Origin of the sequence: Helicobacter turcicus (assembly GCF_019711685.1) — a bacterium.
Taxonomy (GTDB): domain Bacteria; phylum Campylobacterota; class Campylobacteria; order Campylobacterales; family Helicobacteraceae; genus Helicobacter_D; species Helicobacter_D turcicus.
This window is the reverse complement of the sequence record NZ_JAIGYQ010000002.1, coordinates 197,629-218,792: the sequence shown is the minus strand read 5'-3', so window position 1 is coordinate 218,792 and position 21,164 is coordinate 197,629. Positions and strand designations below refer to the sequence as shown.

General features: G+C 33.7%; 14 protein-coding genes and 1 pseudogene. 9 read left to right on the top strand and 6 right to left on the bottom strand.

The genetic code is table 11. The annotated features are described in order from the left end of the window. Window position 1 precedes the first annotated feature (1 nt). From K4G57_RS02660 to K4G57_RS02630, 7 genes and pseudogenes are all read left to right on the top strand, one after another. Window positions 2-403: a transcriptional regulator gene (locus tag K4G57_RS02660; protein WP_221531451.1), complete on the top strand. Its 402-nt coding sequence runs from the start codon at window positions 2-4 to the stop codon at window positions 401-403. Window positions 404-418: 15 nt separating this feature from the next. Beyond that, entirely contained in the window at window positions 419-2,521 is a 2,103-nt protein-coding gene (locus tag K4G57_RS02655) for a DUF262 and DUF1524 domain-containing protein (RefSeq protein ID WP_221531452.1), read from the top strand. A 91-nt stretch (window positions 2,522-2,612) separates the two neighbouring features. After that, window positions 2,613-2,894 (top strand): zinc ribbon domain-containing protein, encoded by a 282-nt coding sequence (locus K4G57_RS02650; RefSeq protein WP_221531453.1) that lies wholly within the window; start codon window positions 2,613-2,615, stop codon window positions 2,892-2,894. A gap of 160 nt (window positions 2,895-3,054) precedes the next feature. Beyond that, window positions 3,055-4,098, top strand: coding sequence for a DNA adenine methylase (locus tag K4G57_RS02645; protein WP_221531454.1), 1,044 nt, complete (start codon window positions 3,055-3,057; stop codon window positions 4,096-4,098). Beyond that, window positions 4,086-5,013, top strand: a pseudogene (locus K4G57_RS09385) (Dam family site-specific DNA-(adenine-N6)-methyltransferase). The gene K4G57_RS02645 and the pseudogene K4G57_RS09385 overlap by 13 nt, the downstream one beginning before the upstream one ends. An 8-nt stretch (window positions 5,014-5,021) precedes the next feature. Beyond that, window positions 5,022-5,267: a hypothetical protein gene (locus K4G57_RS02635; protein WP_221531455.1), complete on the top strand. Its 246-nt coding sequence runs from the start codon at window positions 5,022-5,024 to the stop codon at window positions 5,265-5,267. Window positions 5,268-5,401: 134 nt separating this feature from the next. Continuing rightward, entirely contained in the window at window positions 5,402-6,898 is a 1,497-nt protein-coding gene (locus K4G57_RS02630) for an AlwI family type II restriction endonuclease (protein ID WP_221531456.1), read from the top strand. A gap of 383 nt (window positions 6,899-7,281) precedes the next feature. Here the strand turns inward: K4G57_RS02630 and K4G57_RS02625 are convergent, their stop codons facing one another. Beyond that, window positions 7,282-9,099, bottom strand: coding sequence for an extracellular solute-binding protein (locus tag K4G57_RS02625; protein WP_221531457.1), 1,818 nt, complete (start codon window positions 9,097-9,099; stop codon window positions 7,282-7,284). Between the two features lie 127 nt (window positions 9,100-9,226). Between K4G57_RS02625 and K4G57_RS02620 the strand changes: the two genes are divergently transcribed. Next, window positions 9,227-9,775 (top strand): hypothetical protein, encoded by a 549-nt coding sequence (locus K4G57_RS02620; protein ID WP_221531458.1) that lies wholly within the window; start codon window positions 9,227-9,229, stop codon window positions 9,773-9,775. A 168-nt stretch (window positions 9,776-9,943) separates the two neighbouring features. Here the strand turns inward: K4G57_RS02620 and K4G57_RS02615 are convergent, their stop codons facing one another. From K4G57_RS02615 to K4G57_RS02595, 5 genes are all read right to left on the bottom strand, one after another. Continuing rightward, a complete protein-coding gene (locus tag K4G57_RS02615; RefSeq protein WP_221531459.1) occupies window positions 9,944-11,368 on the bottom strand; it encodes an efflux transporter outer membrane subunit in 1,425 nt (474 codons plus the stop codon). After that, entirely contained in the window at window positions 11,358-14,486 is a 3,129-nt protein-coding gene (locus tag K4G57_RS02610; protein ID WP_221531460.1) for an efflux RND transporter permease subunit, read from the bottom strand. Before K4G57_RS02610 ends, K4G57_RS02615 begins: the two co-directional genes overlap by 11 nt. Before the next feature lie 11 nt (window positions 14,487-14,497). Beyond that, window positions 14,498-15,625, bottom strand: coding sequence for an efflux RND transporter periplasmic adaptor subunit (locus K4G57_RS02605; protein WP_221531461.1), 1,128 nt, complete (start codon window positions 15,623-15,625; stop codon window positions 14,498-14,500). 280 nt (window positions 15,626-15,905) lie between these two features. Further along, complete coding sequence (locus K4G57_RS02600; RefSeq protein WP_221531462.1) at window positions 15,906-17,495, bottom strand: methyl-accepting chemotaxis protein; 1,590 nt, start codon at window positions 17,493-17,495, stop codon at window positions 15,906-15,908. A 108-nt stretch (window positions 17,496-17,603) separates the two neighbouring features. Next, on the bottom strand, window positions 17,604-18,968 hold the full coding sequence (locus tag K4G57_RS02595) for an ATP-binding protein (protein WP_221531463.1): 1,365 nt from the start codon (window positions 18,966-18,968) through the stop codon (window positions 17,604-17,606). Window positions 18,969-19,100: 132 nt separating this feature from the next. Between K4G57_RS02595 and glyS the strand changes: the two genes are divergently transcribed. Continuing rightward, window positions 19,101-21,158: a glycine--tRNA ligase subunit beta gene (gene glyS / locus K4G57_RS02590; RefSeq protein ID WP_221531464.1), complete on the top strand. Its 2,058-nt coding sequence runs from the start codon at window positions 19,101-19,103 to the stop codon at window positions 21,156-21,158. The last annotated feature ends 6 nt before the right edge of the window (window positions 21,159-21,164 follow it).

Sequence of the window (21,164 nt, the reverse complement as noted above, 5' to 3'; positions counted from 1 at the left end):
AATGGCAACAAGTGAAAGTTTCAAGGATTTTGTGTTAGAAAATCTTACAAACGCGCTAGAGGATACATCTTATAGTTTTAGCGCGAGAAAGATGTTTGGGGAATACTGCATTTATGTGATTGATAGGGGCGGTGTGCCTAAGCCTATTTTCTTACTCTGCGATGAAGTGCTGTATGTCAAGTGCGCCGAGATTCTAAAGCCTATTTTGCAATCCGCGCCGCTTGGCTTTGCTTATCCGGGGGCAAAAGAGTCTTATATCCTTGATGTAGAATCTCTTGAAGTTTTAAAAGAAGTCGTGCTTACTCTTGCTCCCACTCTGCCTACTCCAAAGCCTAAAAAACCTAGAAAAGTAAAAACCCAAAGAAATGATAAGAATTTTGATAAAATTGTGGGATTGAAATGATAAAAAGGAGAGAAAATGGAGGCAAAAGCGGTAAAAATGCTAGATTTTATGCACGAACCTAAAACACAATTTATTATCCCTATATATCAAAGAACTTATAGTTGGGATGAAGAGCAATGCGAGAAATTATGGCAAGATATTTGGCAAATTGGCACAAACGAAAAAAAAGCACATTTTATAGGCTCTGTTATTTATATACACGAAAACACTTATCATCATAGCTCTATAAATCAGCTCTTAGTTATAGATGGACAACAAAGGATTACTACTTTAACACTGCTTTTAGAAGCTTTAAGAGAAATTATAGATGATGAGATTGAGGGATTTTCACAAGCAGAAATTAGAGATTATTATCTTATTAATCAATATGGCAAAAATGAAGAAAAATACAAACTTATCCTTACGCAAAATGACAAAGACACGCTTATTTCCTTAATAGATAATGACAAAGCAAAGCCCAAAGAAATCTCAAGCAAAATCCAAGCTAATTTTGATTTTTTTAAAGAAAAGCTAGAAAAAAACAAAGACAAACTAGAAACTATTTGCAAAGGTATCAGTAAACTTTTAATCATTGATGTAGCGTTAGAGCGGGGCAAAGACGACCCGCAACTGATTTTTGAGAGTATGAATTCCACAGGCAAGAAATTATCTCAAAGCGATTTGATACGCAATTATATGTTAATGGATTTACCCCCAGATAAGCAAAGCAGATTTTATGAAAAATATTGGCGTGTTATGGAGCTTGAATTTGGAGAGAATTTTAACAAAACAAAGCAAAACAAGCCAGATAAACAAAGTTTTGATTATTTTGTAAGGCATTATCTCACCATAAAAAATGAGGGCAATATTACTAACTTAGATAAGATTTATGACGATTTTAAAGAGTATAGGCAAAATCAAGGCATTACTCGAGAGGATTTACTGGTTGATTTGCAAATATATGCGCATTTTTATTGCACTATGGCTTTTGGCAAAGAGGGGGATAAAGAGCTTAAAAGTAGCTTTAAGAATCTAAAAGCATTAGATTGTGAAGTGGCGTATCCGCTTTTGCTTGAGCTTTATAGGGATTATACAGAGAATACTCTAAGCAAAAATGATTTTTTAGAAATCTTAAAACTCATAGAAAGCTATGTATTAAGAAGGGCAGTTTGTGGAATCCCTACAAGTGCCCTAAATAAAACTTTTGCCTCTTTTGCTAAAAATATCAAAAAAGACCAATATCTTGAAAGCCTTAAGGCATATTTCAGTCTCCAAAAAAGTAATACAATCTTCCCAAATGATACAAAATTCCATGACGCGCTCATTAATAAAGATGACTTCTATAAATTTAGCAAGAAAAGCTATTTCTTTGATAGATTAGAAAATCTTGACAGAAAAGAAAGGGTGAGCATAAATGGATACACCTTTGAGCACATTATGCCACAAAACATTGATAATAGCACAGAGTGGCAAAAAGAGCTTGGCGAAAATTGGCAAGAAATCCATGAAAAATACTTAAATACTTTAGGCAATCTCACACTTACAGGCTATAACTCCGAATATTCTAACAAGCCTTTTAAGGAAAAACAAAATACGAAAGGTGGCTTTAAAGAAAGTCCTTTAAGATTAAATCAAGGATTGAAAAATATAGAATCTTGGAACGAACAAGCCATTAAACAAAGGGCAGAAGAATTGGCTAAAGATGCTTTAAAAATTTGGTTATATCCTAAGGTTGATAAAGAGATTTTAGAAAATTATAAACCTAAAAAAGAAAAGCAAACCTATACTTTGAGAGACCATAAGCCTTTACAAAGTGGTAAAACAAAAGAATTATTTGAGGCTTTAAGGAGAGAAATTTTCGCGCTTGATGAAAATATAGAAGAAGAAATTTTGAAGCGATACATTGCCTATAAACTTGATACTAATTTTGTGAATATTATCCCTTTACAAAAAGAATTAAAACTAAGCATAAATATCTACCTTGATGAGTTAGATGACCCAAGAGGATTAGCAAGAGATGTTTCAAATATAGGAAAATGGGGCAATGGAAATGTAGAAGTAAGATTAGATAGTATGGAAGATTTGCCTTATTGCTTGGGGCTGATTAGACAAGCATTAGAGAAGCAAGAATACAATTAAGGCAATGCAACCCTGCTTCATCGCTGCGGTGTCAAAATTATATCAAGCTAGGAAAAGTGCGGCTGCCCAAGCAAAACTTAAAGGATTTCTTATGCAAAATAAAATATGTCAAAGTTGCGGTATGCCACTAAGCTCACAGGAGCAAATGGGGCTAGAGAAAGACGGAAACGTGAGTCTTGATTATTGCAAGTATTGTTATGAAAATGGTGAATTTATAGATAAGGTTTCCATGCAAGAATATATAAAAATGTGTTCTTTATATGGCGCACAAGCAGGAATGAGCAATGCACAAATGAAAGCGCACTGCACCAAATTATTCCCAACACTAAAAAGGTGGCAAACCCCTACAAGCCCCAAAAGTTCTAATACCTAAGCCATTCTAGAATCTAGAATGCTTTTGCCTTGTATGCGACTTGATACAACTCAAAACTCCCCCACTCCCCGCCCACTCCCGCATAAAATCTATCCTAAGGCTATTTACAAAGCTTATGTGTTTTATACTATAATCTAAAAATTTTTTTAAAAGGCATTTGATGTTTTCTATTTATTCGCGTCGCTACACAGGGGCTAAAACGAAGCTTTTAAAAGAAATTGACAAGGTGCTTTTAGAACATTTTGATTATACAAAGCAAAGCAATCTTAGCTTTTTTGATGTGTTTGCAGGCACGGGTGCAGTGAGTGCATTTTTTATGCAAAAGTCACAATTTAACCATTTTCTACTTAATGATTTTTTGGAATCTAATTTTATAATTTATCAAGGATTTTTCGCGCAAAAAAGATTTAGTCAAAGCAAACTTTTAGGCTTACAAAAGTATTTTCAAAGTTTAGAGCCTCAAACACTCAAGCAAAATTATTACTCTCAAGCTTTTGGAGGCAAGTTTTTTAGCCTAAATGATTCTAAATATATAGGCTTCGTAAGAGAAGAGCTTGATAAACTTGTAAAGCAAAGGAAAATTAACACAAAAGAATTCCACATACTCCTATCAAGTTTGCTTTATAGTGCTGATAGGGTGGCAAATACTTGCGGACATTATGATGCTTATCGTAAAAATGTAAGCCTAGGGGATAGATTTAGCTTTGAGCTCATTTTACCTTTAAAAACACAGGCAAAAATAGAGCTTTTTAAGACAGATTCTAATGCCTTAGTCAAAGCATTTATCAAACAAAAAAGAAAGCTTGATGTTGCCTTTATTGACCCACCTTATAATTCTAGACAATATAGCAGATTCTACCATTTACTTGAGACTTTAACGCAAAATCATAAGCCTAAACTCTATGGCGTGGCTCTAAAACCAAAGCCAGAGAATCTAAGCGAGTATTGCAAAAGTAATGCCAAAAATGCCTTCAAAGATTTAATTAAAAGTCTTGCATTGATTACTAAGTTTTTGGTAGTTACTTATAATAATACTTATGGTGCAAATACAAGGAGTAACGCAAGGATAAACGATGAAGAAATTGTGCAAATCTTAAAAGAATATGGTAAAGTTTGCGTTTATGAATTTGATTATAAAGCTTTTAGCAGTGGTAAAAGTGAGCTTAAGAATCACAAGGAGAGGATTTTTATATGTCAGATATAAGACAAGCTCTTTTATATGCAGAGGGTTTTATCCCTAGCCCCCTTAATTATATAGGCAATAAATTCAAACTTTTAGGGCAAATAATGCCACTTTTTCCCAAAGATATTAACACGGCAGTTGATTTGTTTTGCGGAGGTGGAAGCGTGGGGATAAACTTAAAAGCTAAAAATATTATCTTAAATGACAATTTAAGCGAACTTATAAGATTGTATGAAAATTTACAAACTCATAATATAGAAATAATTTTTAAGAAAATTTTTCATATTATCAAAGATTTTAAACTCTCTCATACTGCAGAAATGGGTTATGATTTTTATAAATGCAATAGTAGCAAAGGTTTAGCTCCTTATAATAAAGATAAGTTTTTACAACTAAGGAATCGTTATAATCAAAATAAAAATATATTTGATTTTTTTGTTTTGGTCATTTTTGCATTTAACAATCAAATAAGATTTAATAGCAAAGGTGTATTTAATTTGCCTTGTGGAAAAAGGGATTTTAACACTAATATGCAAAAAAAAATTAAAGCGTTTTGTTTTAAACTTACAAATCAAAAATATAAAGATTTCAAATCAAGATTTTAGAGATTTTAATCTAAGCCTCTTAAATTCTAAGGATTTTATTTATATAGACCCACCTTATTTTCTCGCTACCGCTCCCTATAATGAAAACAAAGCTTGGACTTTGCAAGACGAGCTTGATTTGCTAGAATTTTTAAGCTTACTTCAAGCAAAAAATATTCGCTTTGCCTTGTCAAATGTGATTTTGCATAAGGGCAAAGAGCATAAAATTTTACAAAATTGGCTCAAAAAACACTCAAATTTAAAAACCCATTTTCTAAATTTTCATTACACTAACTGCAATTATCAAACAAAAAATACTTTATCACAAGAAGTGCTTATCACAAATTATTAGGAGTATATATGCTGCGTTATGATTACTTTGGCAACACAAGCTTAAGGGTAAAAAATTTGCTTTATAATTTTGAAACTCAACTCATTTTATTTGAATATCTTTTTTCTAATGCACACAAAGAAGATATTTGGGCTAATGATTCTAAATTACAAATAAAATATTTAGAACTTTTAGAACAAAATAATCTTTTAGAATCTAAAAACAAAACCACGTATCTAGGCACAAAAGATGCAAGAGTAAATCCGCTCCATTAGAAGATTACCAACTCATCAAGAGAAAACAAAAACGCATTACAAAAGAAGGCTATGAATTACTAAATCTCATTAAAACTCAAAGCTATAAAATTAATAATAATTTCTTACAGATTGATTTAATTTCTTTACTTTTTTTGAAAACTACACTTTGTATTGATAACGAATCGTTATTTGTCAAATATTTAGAAGTATTTAAAGCTTTTAATGGTTCTTTAGATATTGAAATATTTAGACTTTTACCTCTTGTGAATAATTTTAAAAATACAGAGCTATTCATTCAATCTCTTAAAAATAAAAATTTATTCTCAACTTTATTTGAAGAAGATTCTATTTATAAGAATAATTTAAAATTATTTTTAAATGATTTGAATAAAAATATTTTTAAAACTCATTATTTTAAAACTGCAAAAGGAGAAAAAACTGCTTTAGCAATCATCAAAACCCTAAAAGAAGTATTTTTGCCTTTTATAAATTCCAAAGATTCAAAAATTTTAGAAAGGCTTATGAGTTCTGATGATTATTTGGATTTTAAAAAACTATATTTACCGTATTTAAGTAGGCAAAGCAAAAAAGAAGAAAAGATAAAAGATTTAATAAACTTTTACAATGGAAGCTTGAATGAATTTGGAGAGAACTTTTTTAAGTTTATTTTTAAGGCAAGAATACAGGCAAACCTAAATGACTACTTAGATTTAAACCGCAGATATTTAAATCTCACTGGTATTTTTGAATTTCAGTATGATAAAGTAGAGCTTAATACTATTTTTAAGATAATTTTAAAGCATTCAAAATATAAAGAAATTCTAGAAAAAATCGCACAAGATTCTATATCTCAAAATCTTTTAAGTGAATATTTTGATGATAAAGAATTTAAGCAATACTTCAAAGAATTAGGGATTGCAAAACCACAAGATATAAAAAATTATAAAGACAAACAAGACAAAGAAAAGCTTAAAAATCTCTTGCAGACTAAATTCGCAAAAACAAATATTATAGAAATTTTAAAGCTTTTTGAAGAAAGAAAAAACGATGCAAAGATTTTAGAAAAAACAACCACAGAGGCGAATGTTCCTACTATTTTTGAATATATCGTTGCAATTGCTTGGCATTACATAGATGATAGTAAAATTGAGAGAATTTTTGAAGCAAATTTAAGTTTAGATTCCTCTCTTTTACCAAAATCTCACGCTGTGGGAGGCAATGCAGATTTTGTTTATACTTATGACAATCATAGTCTAATGATAGAAGTAACTCTTAGCGAAAAAACTAATCAAAGAAGAGCTGAAATGGAAAGTGTTTCAAGGCATTTAGGAAATTTGCTTTTGAGCTTAAATACAAATTTGCAAAATCAAAGCTATGCAATCTTTATTGCGCCCTATTTAGATAAAAATGTATTGAATGATTTTAGAAGCAGGATACATTGTTATTTTGAAAACGATAGAGCTCATATTGAAGGAATGAAAATTTTGCCACTAAGCACGACTGATTTGATAGAAATCTTGCAATCCAATTTAAACTACCAAAGCCTTTTGCCTAAATTTCAAAAAGTGCTTCAAAGCAATGAAAAATGGGGAAGCAAGTGGTATAATGAGGAGCTTAAAGATATGATTAACACATTGAGCATAAATTAAAATCAACCCTTTAGCGCGTCTTTTTAAAAAGTTTTATAAATTCACTTTAAGCCCCTAGGGACTATCCCAGCTAAAAATTTTATTCCTATCAAGTTGTTTTAGCTGCTTTAGAATCTAGCACAAAATCAAAAATTTCTAAATTTTGTTTTAATGCTCTAGAAGCTTTTGGAATCACAATGCGTCAAAAATAATTAATATTCCTAGCAAATTTAAGGATTCAAAATATCTACATAAAAGAAAAATATTAAGAGCCGCGCACACCCTATTTTACACCCTTTTTTCTACAAAACTCCCTAAAATTAAAAGTCAGGGAATTTTAAGCATAAAATACAATTTCTTTAAACGAGCTTTAAAGCCATTTATACAGCTTTCCAATCTTTTCCTTATCGTCTAAAATTAGGATATTTCTTTTGTATCTCTTCTAGCTTTTTAGAATCCACCCACCAAGTCTCAAAACCCACTTCATAAATGGGAGTAATTTTTGGATGCTCTAAAAAATTCCAAAATGCTACACGAAAAGTTTTTGTATGAAAATGCGGAATCACATAATGTTCCCACAATAGCACTCTATCAAGCGCACGCACACTAATTACTAACTCTTTGTGATTTTTAGCTTGGATAATCTTAGAGATTAAAGCATCTACCACACTATTTCTTACTCCGACATAATTATGACTCCCCTTTATCTCTGCCACCTCACTCCCCCAAAAAAAAGCCTGCTCATTACCCGGCGATAAACTTTGAGGAAATACTCCTACAATCATATCATAATCAAAACTGCGCAAACGCTTAACATACTGCGCAACATCAACTCTATGCAATTGCATTACAATCCCTAAAGTTTGTAAATTTTTCTGAAAAGGAATCACAACACGTTCCATTTCTGGGCTAACAAACAATAATTCAAACACAAAAGGGTTTCCATCTTTTTGCAGCTTACCATTTTTAAGGCTATACCCAGCCTCTTTTAATAATGCTTGTGCTTTTTTTAAATTCTCCCTATTGTCTCCATTACCCTTACTTTGCGGTAAAGAAAAACTTTGCGTAAAAAGCTCTTGTGGCAAACTCCTCCTAAAAGGCTCAAGCAGCTCTAATTCTGCACCTAGTGGAATCCCAACACTTGCATATTCTGAATTCTCAAAAAAACTTTTTGTACGTGTGTATTGATTATAAAAAAGATTCTTATTGCTCCATTCAAAATCAAATGCAAGCCCTATTGCTTCCCTTACGCACCTATCGCTAAAAAAATTTTTGCGTATATTAAATACAAAACCCTGCATTCCGCTTGGTAGAAAATGTAAAAACTCCTGCTTTTGAATATCTTGATTTTTTAATGCAATTCCATTATAGCCTAGCGTCCAATTCCTTGCATTAATCTCTTCTCTAAAATCATATTTGCCAGTCTTAAAAGCCTCTAGGGCAATTGCGTCATTCTCGTAATAATCAATAGTGATTTTATCAAAGTTAAAATGCCCTATACGTGTTGGGTGGTTTCTAGCCCAATACTTCTCCACACGCTTATAAGTTATACTGCGTCCTGCATCAAAAGATTCTATCACATAAGGACCACTACCTAGTGGAATTCTTAAGAGATTCGCATTAAAATCTACTGCTTGATAATAGTGTTTTGGTAAAATTGGCAAGTCTCCTAAAATTAATGCTAACTCACGATTCTTATTGTTCTTAAAATTAAAGCGCACAGTGTATTTATCCACTACTATAACATCTTTCACATCTGCATAATAACGTACCATTGAGGGATTGTCTCCTTTTGCAATGGTATTAAAACTAAATTCCACATCAAAGGCAGTAATTTCTTTTCCATCGTTAAAGTGTGCGTTTTCATCTAAATGAAAGATTACAAAAGTATTATCCTTTGCCCTCTGCACTTGTCTTGCAACAAGCCCATATTGGCTACTTGGTTCGTCAAAGGAACGCACCATTAAAGTATCATAAAGCAATCCCAAGCCTTTAACACTCACTCCTTTGGGCAAAAAATTATAAAAACTATCATAACTTCCTAGTGCGTATTGTTTAATATGTCCTCCTTTTGGTGCATTGGGATTAACATAATCAAAATGCTTAAAATTCCTATATTTAATTTCCCCTTGCGCACTCAAAGCAAAGCCACTATAAGTTTGTGCATTTACGAACATTCCAAAAAACAGCAATACAAAAAAGAAGGATACAACAAAACGCATAGGAATCCTTAAGTTCAAAAATCAACGATTCATTTTAACAAATTATTCACAAACTAAGGGGTAATAATTAACATTTTCTTCACATTTTGCAATTAAACTTCCATAAAATTTTTCAAAGGAGTCTTTAATGACAAAACAATTTCGCAACATTCATATTTATCTAAGTTTGTTCTTCTTGCCCATTGCATTAATGTATGCAATTACTGGAATCCTATACATTAGTGGATTTGATCAAAATAGCTGGGCAACAGAACACACTTACACACTTACACAAAATATAGAGCAAGGTGAGGAAATTAATGCACTTGTGCAATATCTAAAAGATAATAACCTAAGCATTCCTTCAAACTTAACCCCAAAAACAACTAAAAATGGTGCATTAAGTATAGGCAGCACACATTATAGTGCTAGTATCAGAAAAAATGCAGATTCTACTTATACAATTAGAACACTTGAACGTTCTATTATGGGAGATATGATTATGCTCCATAAGGCAAAGGCAAAATGGTATTTTGATGTGTTAGCTATTGGGTTTGGAATAACTTTAATTTTGCTTTATCTCTCAGGTTTAATGATTACACTCTTTAATAGCAAGAAAAATCGCGGAATCCAATATGCGACAATTTTAGCAGGTTGTATTATTAGTGTTGTTCTAGGTGCTTTAAGCGTACTATAAAAGGCATTTTTAGTATTTATTAACCTTTGCAAAGTTTATAGTTTCATAATTTAAACTTAAGTTTAGTGCTTTATAAAACAACCTTAACATAAGTTAAAATATGGAATCCAAAAAGGATTCCAACCTTAAAAATTAAAAACTAAAATCCAAGAAACTTAACGCTGAAACTTAACGTTTAGATTCTTCAAATTTCTTTTTATCCCAGCCACCACCAAATGCTTTATACAAACCAATTGTTGCACTTAGAGATTCTAGTTTCGCACCTTCTTGTTCTAATTCCGCAGCAAAAAGCGCACCTTGCGTACTTAGGACTTCAAGGTAATTTGTATAACCCTCTGCATAGCGTAAATTTGCAAGCTCTAGTGTGCGTTGCAACGCATCAACACGTTCTTTTAAACTACTTAGTCGCTCACTTGTTGTTTGCACATTAAATAAACTTTCTCTAACTTCGCCAAATGCTGTGCGCACAGTCTGCCCATAAGTTAATAACATTTCTCTATATTGCGACTTTGCTAAATCCACATTTGCACTTGTTCGCCCAAAATCTAAAAGATTCTGTATGAAGTTTCCTCCAAAATTCCAAGTAGAATTTGAAGTTCTAATAAGCTCATTTAACTGCGGACTTGCATAGCCAAAAAGTCCAGTTAGAGAAATCGTTGGAAAATAGGCACTACGTGCTACGCCAATAGAAAAATTCGCCGCTTTTAGATTCTGCTCTGCTGCCTCAATATCTGGACGTTTTTGCAAAATACTTGATGGCAAACCTGCCTGTATGCTAGGAACATTTACCAAAGCTTGTGGTGCGTTTGGAATCTTATTTTCAAACACACCCTTACCATCACGTCCTAATAAGATTAAAAATGCACTTTGTGCAGAATTTTGCTCCATTAAAAGACTTTGTAACTGCGCTTTAACGTTTGCCATTTCAGACCTTGCTTGTTGCATATCAATCTCTGAAATCTTACCTGCTTCAAACTCTTTTTTACGATATTCATAATTTTCTGTGCGACTCTTTAACGTATTTTGAGAAATTTGCACTTGATTATTTAACGTTAAGACACCAAAGTAGCTCTGCATTACATTTGCAATCAAGCTCAAACGCACCATATCTCCATTTGCCTTGAGCGCAAGAAGTTTTGCTAAAGCACTTCTATTAGAATCCCTAACCCTACCCCATAAATCAAGTTCAAAACTAAGCACCGCACTAAGAGAAAAATCATTATAATTCTCCCTCTTTCCCAAATCAATATTTTTGCGATTCCGCTTTGCCTCACCTTGCGCTTTTAAGCTAGGATAACGATCGCTTCTTGCATAGCTCCATTGTGCACGTGCTTGCTCTATACGTTCCATTGCAACAAGTAAATCATAATTGTTTGCTAAGGCTTCTTCTACAAAAGCATTTAAATGTACATCACCAAAATCCTCCCACCATTTCTCTTTAATTTCCATTGCTTGGGTACTTTGTGATACCTCTTTAGAATCTGGAACATTAATTAAAGGCTGTGAATATTTTGGCGATAGCGAACAACCACTAAAACCTAAAACCAAAATTGTGGCAATACTTAAACTCACTTTGTAAATTTTAGGATTCATTTTTTCCCCTTAAATTCGCAATAAACTCACTAAAACGCGCAAAATAGGTATAAAATAAAGGGATAAAGAAAGTTGCAATAAATGTTGCAGCAATCATACCTCCAATTACACCTGTCCCTATTGCATGACGACTTGCTGCTCCTGCTCCTGTGCTAATTGCAAGAGGCAAAACTCCTATGGTAAAGGCTAAAGAAGTCATAACAATAGGACGAAATCTAAGGCGAGCTGCCTCAATTGCAGAATCGTAAATATCCTTGCCTTCCACTTCTCTTGCTTGCATTGCAAATTCAATAATCAAAATTGCATTTTTTGCAGAAAGAGCAATCAGCATTACAAGTCCGATATTAAAATAAATATCCGCATTTAAACCTCTAAGCCAAGTGGCAAAAATCGCCCCAAAAACAGCAAAAGGAACAGCTGTTAAAACTGCCATTGGCATAAGCCACCGCTCATATTGCGCTGCTAAAATCAAAAACACAAAAATTAAACCAAAAACAAAAGCAAGATAACCTGTATTGCTGCTTGCTTTTTCTTGATAAGAAGTCCCCGACCAAGCAATCGTATAACCCTCTGGCAAAACCTCTTGAGCCACTTCTTCAATAGCTTTTAGCGCATCTCCTGAAGAATACCCAGCCGCTGCATCCCCCATTAGCTTAGCCGATGGAAAAAGATTAAATCTTTCTAAAATATCTGGAGCAATGATTCTTTTAAAGGTTACAAGCGCACTAATTGGAACTAAATCTCCATTGCTTGAGCGCACAAACACATTACGTAAATCTTCTGGACTCTCCCTAAAAGCACTATCGGATTGAATATTGACCTTATAAGTTCTCCCATAAAGATTAAAATCATTCACATAGTAAGAACCAAAAGTTGCCTGCAATGTTGAAAAAATATCATTAATATTAATCCCTAAAGACTTTGCTTTTTGTCTATCAAGTTGCACATTATATTGTGGCACATCAGCACTCAAGGTTGTTCTAACACTTGTTAGCTCTTTTCTTTGTGTTGCCTTTTGTAGAATTTCTTGTGTGTATTTTTGCAAATTTTCAATAGAACCACCAGTTCTATCTTGCACATACATTTCAAAACCATCTGTTAAGCTAAGTCCCATAATGGGTGGTGGATTTAATGCAAAAATTATTGCATTAGGATTCCGCATTAGTTGCCCTGTTAAAGTATTTGCAATAGCTTGAGAATGTTGGCTATCCCCTTTGCGCAAATCCCAATCTTTTAACTTCACAAACGCAGCCCCCCCAAATGTCCTAACAGCACTTGATAACAAATCATATCCTGCAAGTGCCATAATGGATTCTGTATCAGGATGATTTCTAACCGTTTGCTCCATAAAAGAAGCAACATCAGTAGTTTTTGAGAGTGCCGTTGCAGGAGGTAATTTCATGGAAATAAGCAATACTCCTTTATCTTCTGAAGGCACAAGCCCAGTAGGCACTCTTGTAAATAAACCATAAGTGATTCCAATAAGCCCCACAAATAAAATTACATATAAAGTGCCACGGCGAATTGCGTGTGCTACTTTTTGCGTAAATTGCTGTGTGAGCCAATCAAAAAAAGTATTGAATTTTTTCACAATCCAAAAAGGCTTAGGCTCTTTTGTTTTTAACAAAGATACACAAAGTGCTGGGGTAAGTGTCAGTGCTACAAATCCAGAGATAATCACAGAAATTACAATAGTAATCGCAAATTGCTTATAAATTTCCCCTGCAAACCCACCAATAAACGCAACAGGAATAAACACTGCTGAAAGTACTAAAACAATGGCAATTACAGGGCTTGCAATTTCTTCCATTGCTTTTGTTGTAGCATCTTTAACAGAAAGCTTTTCCTCATGGATTAGCCGTTCAACATTTTCAATGACAATAATTGCATCATCAACTACAATTCCAATGGCTAGAATCAAGCCAAAAAGCGTTAAGAGATTAATAGAGAATCCTAAAATATACATTCCTGCAAATGCACCAATAATAGAAACAGGCACAGCTAAGACAGGAATAATTGTCGCTCTAAAATTCTGTAAAAAGAAATAAATCACAATCACAACAAGCACAATTGCTTCAATAAAGGTTTTGATCACTTCTTTTACGGAAACATTAACAAATGCTGTTGTATCATAAGGAATCGCATATTCTAAGCCATCAGGAAAATTTTTAGATAGCTCTTCAAGCTTTGCGCTCACACTTTTTGCAACATTAAGCGCATTTGCTCCAGGTTGCAAAAACACACCAAAAGCAACTGCTGGTTTGCCATTATAAAAGGCATTAACACTATAATCCTCTGCCCCCAAAGAGACTTTAGCAACATCCCTTAAGCGTAGAGAAGAACCATCAGGATTTGTGCGAATTAAAATCTCACCAAACTCTTCAGCACTAGTAAAGCGCCCCTGTGTTGTTACAGAATAAGTAAAATCTAAATCTTTTCTAATGGGTTCTTGTCCAAATGCACCCACTGCAAATTGTGAGTTTTGCTCTTGCACGGTTGCAATCACTTCAGCAGGGGTTAAATTATATTTAGTCAGTTTATCAGGAGCAAGCCAAATACGCATTGAATATTCCGAACGGCTAAACAATGCCGCATCTCCAACACCTGGAATCCTTTTTAACTCATCTAAAATATTAATCGTTGCATAATTTGCAATAAAAACTGCATCATGGCTTGGAGTATCTGAAGAGAGAGAATACACAGCAAGAATCGTAGAAGAACGTTTCTCAACAGTAACCCCCATTCTTTGCACTTCTTGGGGTAGCTGACTTAAAACTGCTTGCACTCTATTATTTACATTAATCGTTGCTTGGTCTGGATCAGTTTCATTAGTAAAATAAATATTAATAGATAGCACCCCGCTAGAAGTTGAAGAAGATTGCATATACAACATTCCCTCAACCCCATTAATACTATTTTCCAAAACACTTGCTACACCACTTGAAATCACTTCTGCGCTAGCTCCAGGGTAAGTTGCCTGCACAACAACTTGAGGAGGGGTAACTTGCGGATATTCTTCCACAGCAAGTGAAAAGATTGAGAGCGAACCCGCAATCACAATAATAATAGACATTACCATTGCTAAAACAGGACGATTAATAAAGAATTTTGAAAACATTTTATGATTCCTTATTGCCCATTTTGCTGCATTGGTGCTACTGGAGCACCCGAACGCAATTTAATTAGCTGACTTGTAATAATCACATCATTATTGCTTAACCCACTCTTTACCACTACACTATTTCCGATTATGTGTCCTGTGATGATATAAGCAGGTTGTGCCTTACCATCAACAATTTTAAACACATAGCTTCCTTTAGAATCTTGCAAAAGTGCATTTTGTGGAATTATGATGGAATTTTCTAAAACAAATCCTTCTAATTTAATGCGAGAAAATTCTCCAGGAACTAATAAATGCTCTGGATTTTCCACAAGTGCGCGCGCCTTAATTGTCGCGGTGCTAGGATCAATCACACTATCAAGAAAATCTATCTTACCCTCTTTTTCGTACTTATTTCCATCTGGTAAAATATAATGCACACTTACATTTTCTTGGTTAAGTGTACGCACAAAATAATAATCATTGCTTGGGATTGAAAATTCTGCATAAATTGGGTCAAGCTGTGTAATGGTTGTTAGCACATTATTGCCACCTGCTGCACCGACTAAATCACCAATATCATAACGTTTCATACTAATTTTTCCACTTGCAGTTGCCATCACATCGGTATAATCTAAGTTAATTTTAGCAATATCTAGATTAGCCCTTGCATTTGCGACTGCTGCATTTGCACTCTCATACGCAGACTGGGCAGAATCGTATTCTTTAGGGCTAAGTGCATTTTCTTTAAACAGCTTTTGCGCACGCTTCCAATCACGACTTGCAGCTCTAAAAGTCGCTTGAGATGAAAGAAGTTGCGCACGTGCCATATTAAAAGAAGCTTGATATTTAGAAGGATCTATTTTAAAAAGCTTATCTCCCTCTTTAACAAGACCTCCCTCTACAAAATGTTGTTCTAACAATGTCCCCTCAACACGTGCGTAAATATCCACACTCTGCAAACTTTCAAGCTTTGCAGGGAATTCAAAACTAACAGGAACATTTGCAGTTTTAATCCTATAAGTGCTAACTGGAATTACCATATTTTGTTGTGTTGCTTGTGCGTTTTTATCCTCTTTGAAACAACCTGTAAAAAGCAATACCCCACAAACTAAACTTAAAGATATTTTAGAAAATATTGCGGTAGTTTTTTTCATTGTTTTCCTCATCTAAAAATCAATTTTATAAACGATAACTACTAAAAACTTGTAATTATCATTACACAAAAAAGTTTGGAATTCTAACTAGCATTTGCTTAAAAGCAAGTTAGTTTATAATGAAAAAATTATCTAAAATGCAACCAAAAAAATATAAAGCAGAAATAAAATTTAAAGTCAAAGCGCACAGCTAAAACCTAGGAAAGTTTTAGCTAAATCCAAATTAAAATCTAAAATTAAAACAATAAAACTAGAATCAAAAATTAAATCCCAAAATCTCCTAACACTTAAAAGAATCAAGTTGTGTATTTAACATACTTGCCTTTTGCGCCATCTCTTTTGAGATTGTATTAATTATATGCACTGCTTCGCTATTATCGTTTGTGAGTTTATCCACTTCGCTAATTTGCTTTAACATTGTTTGCATTGCCTCAAAAAGCGTATTTGTTTTATCAAGTGCTTCCACAGAGGCATTAACAGCTGTTTCAAGTGATTTTGCGCTAGTCTCTAAAATTTCTGTTCCCTCTATTGAATCATCAGCGACACTTACAATTTTTTGAACATTCGCACGCATTGCATTATTAGAATCAGTAATGGATTGGATGATTGTATTTACCACAGCATTTACCTCTCCTAAGCTCTTTTGTGTACGTTCTGCAAGCTTTCTAACTTCATCAGCAACAACAGCAAAACCACGCCCAGCCTCTCCAGCACGTGCTGCTTCAATGTTTGCATTTAATGCAAGCAAACTTGTTTGGTCAGCAATTTCTGCTATGATCGTTAAAACGCCTTTGATTTTATCCGTTTCTTGTGCGCTCTGTTCCAAACGTTCGGCAATGTTGTGTTCAGTGCTAACATTTTCTTGCACACTATTTGCCACCTTTAATAATAACTTTTTAGTATCGGCTAACTGCTTGGAGGATTCTTGAATATCTTTAGCACTAAGTTGCACTAAATCTTTTGCTGCATTCAACATTTCTTCTATCTCCTTACCTAATTGCGCACTATTTCTTACAACCTCTACGGAACGTCCGATACGTTCATCAATTTCACTTGATGCATTGAAGAGTTGATTAGATTCCGTAATGTTTTGGTGGCTAATGCCTTTTGCGCTACACACAGTGTTTCTAATTTTTTTAATAAAACTATTAATATATATGCTTGCTTGTGTAATCTCATCCTCATTTTTAACCGGCAAGCACTTTGTTAAATCTCCATCTCCTTGAGACAAATCAAATGCCACTCTTGTAAGATTTGAAATAGGATAAAACACCCAGCGATTAAAGAGTAAAAGCAATAAAAATAATGCGATAACTCCAACACCCACCATTAAAAGAATAATTCTATTTTGCACTGCAGTGGAATCTTCCATTAGTGTGCGCACAGAAATTTGCATTTCAGAGACACCTAGCACATCACCTACTTGTGAAGTTGCATGGCACATTATGCATGCTTCTTCAGCTAGGATTGGACTTGCCATTAAAAAACCCTCATCATTCTCTGTCTCATAAGTCCTAATTAGCTCTTTTTTACTCTCAAACACTCGCAAAATTTCAGGATCTGTTGTAAATTCCTTTTGCAAACCCATAAGTTCAATAACATCTTTAGCCACAAAAATCTCTAAATCTGTGATACCATTAACTTTTTTTGCGCCCTCAATAAAACCATTAATCACTATGGGATCACCCGTATTCATCGCAACTTCTAAACCCTGAGTTAGCATTTCATTTAGTTGGTGCAATTCCCTCGTGGAGCTACTTCTAGCGATACTATCAAACCCATTTTGCAGATTATAATACACCATCGCCAAAAGCACTAACAAAAAACTCACAATCATTACAATAATCTTTGAACGGATAGTCTTTAGCATAGTTCCCTCCTAGTTAGCGGAATCCTAAATCGCAAAAATCCTAAAACCATAGATTATTATAATAAACTGCGCTAAAAAACTCATTAAAAATACAAAATTTTGCGTTAATTACAGCTTCATATTTAATTCTTGAGTGCTTTGATTACTTATTGGTAGTTCCACTTTAAATTCCACACCATCTTTTTCATTGATAAAAGAGATTCTGCCCCGCATAGAATCTAAAAGCATCTGCACCATGGATAGTCCAATTCCAGTGCCACTTTGCTTTGTAGTAAAAAATTTATCAAAAATTTTTCTTGCGATATCTGCACGAATTCCACCTCCATTATCTTTGATATAGAGTGCGCATACGCGCGCTCCAGCAATATTTTCTTCCATTGCACAACGAATCGTAATCTTTCCTTCTTTAATCCTTTTTTCTCTCAAACGCTCCTTAATTGCCTCAATCGCATTATCTATTAAGATAATTATTATATTTTGGAACTCACTTTTAATTGCATAAATTTTAAGAGATTTTTTATTCTTACAAGATAAGATTTTTATAGAAATATTATTATCTAAAATGCTATAAAATAAATCTAAAGTATTTTGAATTGTAATGTAAATTTCAAACTCTTCTTTATCTTCAGAAGGAATATAAAATGAACGGAATGTATCAATAGTATTGGACATAAATTTGATTTGTTCAGTCATTATCTGCAAATATTTTTCAAACTCCGCATCATTAAGAACTCCTAAAGTGCGCATTTCTTTTAGATTCTGACATACAAGATAAAGTGCATTTAGCGGTTGTTTCCATTGATGTGCAATATTGCCCAACATTCTTCCCATCTCTTCATCTTTTGTTTTTTGGGTAAGCATTAGGTGCTTATTTTGTAACTCTTCTTCAAGTTTTGCTATGTCAGAAATATCAATAAAAGTAAAATACAATGTTGTTTTTTGTGCAAATTCTAAAAAGTTGATGGACACCATAACCGGTATCGTAGTCTCTGCATTCTGTAAAACCATACGAAAATTTTGACACCATTTACTATGCTTCAGCTGATCAATTTTTTCTAAAACAAGACGCTTGCATTCCGTATCCTTAAAAAGTTCCAAAACATTGGTATTTAACATTTCCATACCAAAAAGCGCAAAAGCTGAACTATTGCATTTAATAATTTTTAAATCCTCATCTTGGGCAATCACAATCGCATTTAAACTACCCTCAAACAAATAATTATGTGCATAATCACTCTTTAAACGTTGCGCTACCTCTTGTTCAATGTGATTAGCAAGCTCTCTACTTAGAATCTCAACTGCTTCTCTCTTACTTTGAAGCTCATTCACTAGTGTTTCACTTTTTTTTAATTCTTTGCTTAGGTGTCTATATTGACCAAGTGCATAAATCACCGCCCAAGCCAAACAAACAAGAAGCCCAAAAAACAGAATTGCAAGTGAGTAATTTTCATTCCAATGTGTCAGCCACTCCATTCACAAACCTCTCATAACCCCACTTTTTTCCTAAATTAATTATACAACACTAACTGCAATTTTTATCGCTTTTAGAGTTTTTTAGTTTTTGTTTTGTTACAATCTCGGAATTTTTTAAAAGGTAACAAACAGATGACAACTGCTTTACAAACTAGCCCACTCTTGCTTGAAATTGGCACAGAAGAACTACCAGCAATTCCATTTTTAGCAGAGTTACCAAATATTAAGAATAAGTTTCAAAAAATCCTAGAAGCAAAGCGCCTAAATTGTGCATTTGACTTTTATTACACGCCTCGTCGCTTAGTTATCATCACAAAAGAATTTCCAAAATTCCAAAGTGCTGAGACTTTAGAATTTTTTGGACCGCCTTTAAGCCTTGCTTATAAAGACAATACGTTAACACCAGCAGCATTAGGGTTTTTTAAAAAATGTGGCATTAATCCTGTAAATGCACAAACTACGCAAAGAAATGGAAAAGAGGTTCTCTATTGTCAAAAAGATGCAGAACAACTCCCATCTAGCACATTATTAGAGGCAATCATTAAGGAATTTTTAGAATCCCTAAACTTTGGCAAAACAATGCGCTGGGGCAATATAAAAGAATCCTTTATTCGCCCAATTTCTTGGATTTTATGCCTTTTAGATTCCAAACTTGTCCCACTAAAACTCTATGGAATAGAAGCAAAAGCGCAAACCTATGTGCATCGTAATGTAAGCTTTGAGCCTTTTGATGTAAATTCTTTGGAATCGTATTTACAAACTTTAGAAAACAATGGTGTAATTTTAGACCAAAATGTGCGTAAAAGTAGAATCCTAAATGCGATTGCTAAGATTGAAAAAACCCAAAATATCAAAGCAGAAATTGATGCAAAATTACTTGAAGAAGTCGTAGCAATTACTGAATATCCTACCGCACTTTTTGGCGAATTTAGCACACATTTCTTAGAGCTTCCTGCCCCTTGCATTATCACTTCAATGAAAGTCAATCAACGCTATTTTGCTACTTATAAAGATGGGCATCTCCACAACGGGTTTATTCTAGTTTCAAACAGCTTAAGTGAGAATCCAAAAAAAATTATTACTGGAAATGTTAAAGTCTTGCGTGCGCGCTTAGAAGATGCGCTATTTTTTTACCATAATGACTTAAAAAATGGCTTTATGCCAGAAAAATTAAAAGAAGTAACCTTTGTTGAGGGTTTAGGCACTATGTGGGATAAAACAGAGCGAGAATGCCTAATCGTGCAAAGTTTGAGCGACTTGTTTAAAGAAGCTTTGCAAAAAGAGGAGGAAAATTTAGAACTAACTTTAGAGATTTTAAAACAAGCTTGCTTACTTAGCAAAGCGGATTTGATGAGTGAAATGGTATATGAATTTACAGAATTACAAGGCATTATGGGATACTACTATGCTAAAGCATTGCACTATGAAGAACGTGTTGGCGTGGCGATAAAAGAGCAATATTTACCAAACTCAGAAGAGAGTGCCCTACCTTCAAATCTAATAAGTGCTACCATTGCGCTTGCTTACAAGCTAGATAATCTTTTAGGGCTTTTTAGTGTTGGCAAAATCCCAAGTAGCTCTAGTGATCCCTTTGCCCTACGTCGTGCCGCAAATGGTATCATTAAAATCATTTTACATTTTAACCTACCTTTTAACTTAAGAGAGGTTTTAGAAACACTCAAAGTCCATTACAAAAATTTTAATACCAATGCGCTAGAAACTTTTATTTTAGAACGTTTAGATTCCATATTGGAGTTTAACCCATCGCTTTTACGTGCAGTTTTAGCCACAAATGAACGTGATTTAGTGCAGATTTTCAAAAAATTAAGTGCACTTGATAATGCCCTAAAAAATCAAGATAAGCAACTTTTAACACAAACTTTTAAGCGTCTTGCGAATATTACAAAAGAAGTGGATTTAAACAGCACACTCTCTATTAAAGAGGACAAGCTCCTAGCAAGCGAAGAAATTGAACTCTATAATAGCTTTAAACAATGCAAACTTGAGGAAAGCGATTACACAAAGCGCATAGAATCTCTGCTTAGCCTAAGCCCAATTTTAGAACGTTTCTTTGATAAAGTGCTTGTAAATGCTCCAGACGAAGATTTTAAAAATAACCGCAAACACCTAATCGCAAGCATTTATAAAGAATTTTTAAGTATTGCAGACATTAGAGAAATCAGTTTTTAGGAATAT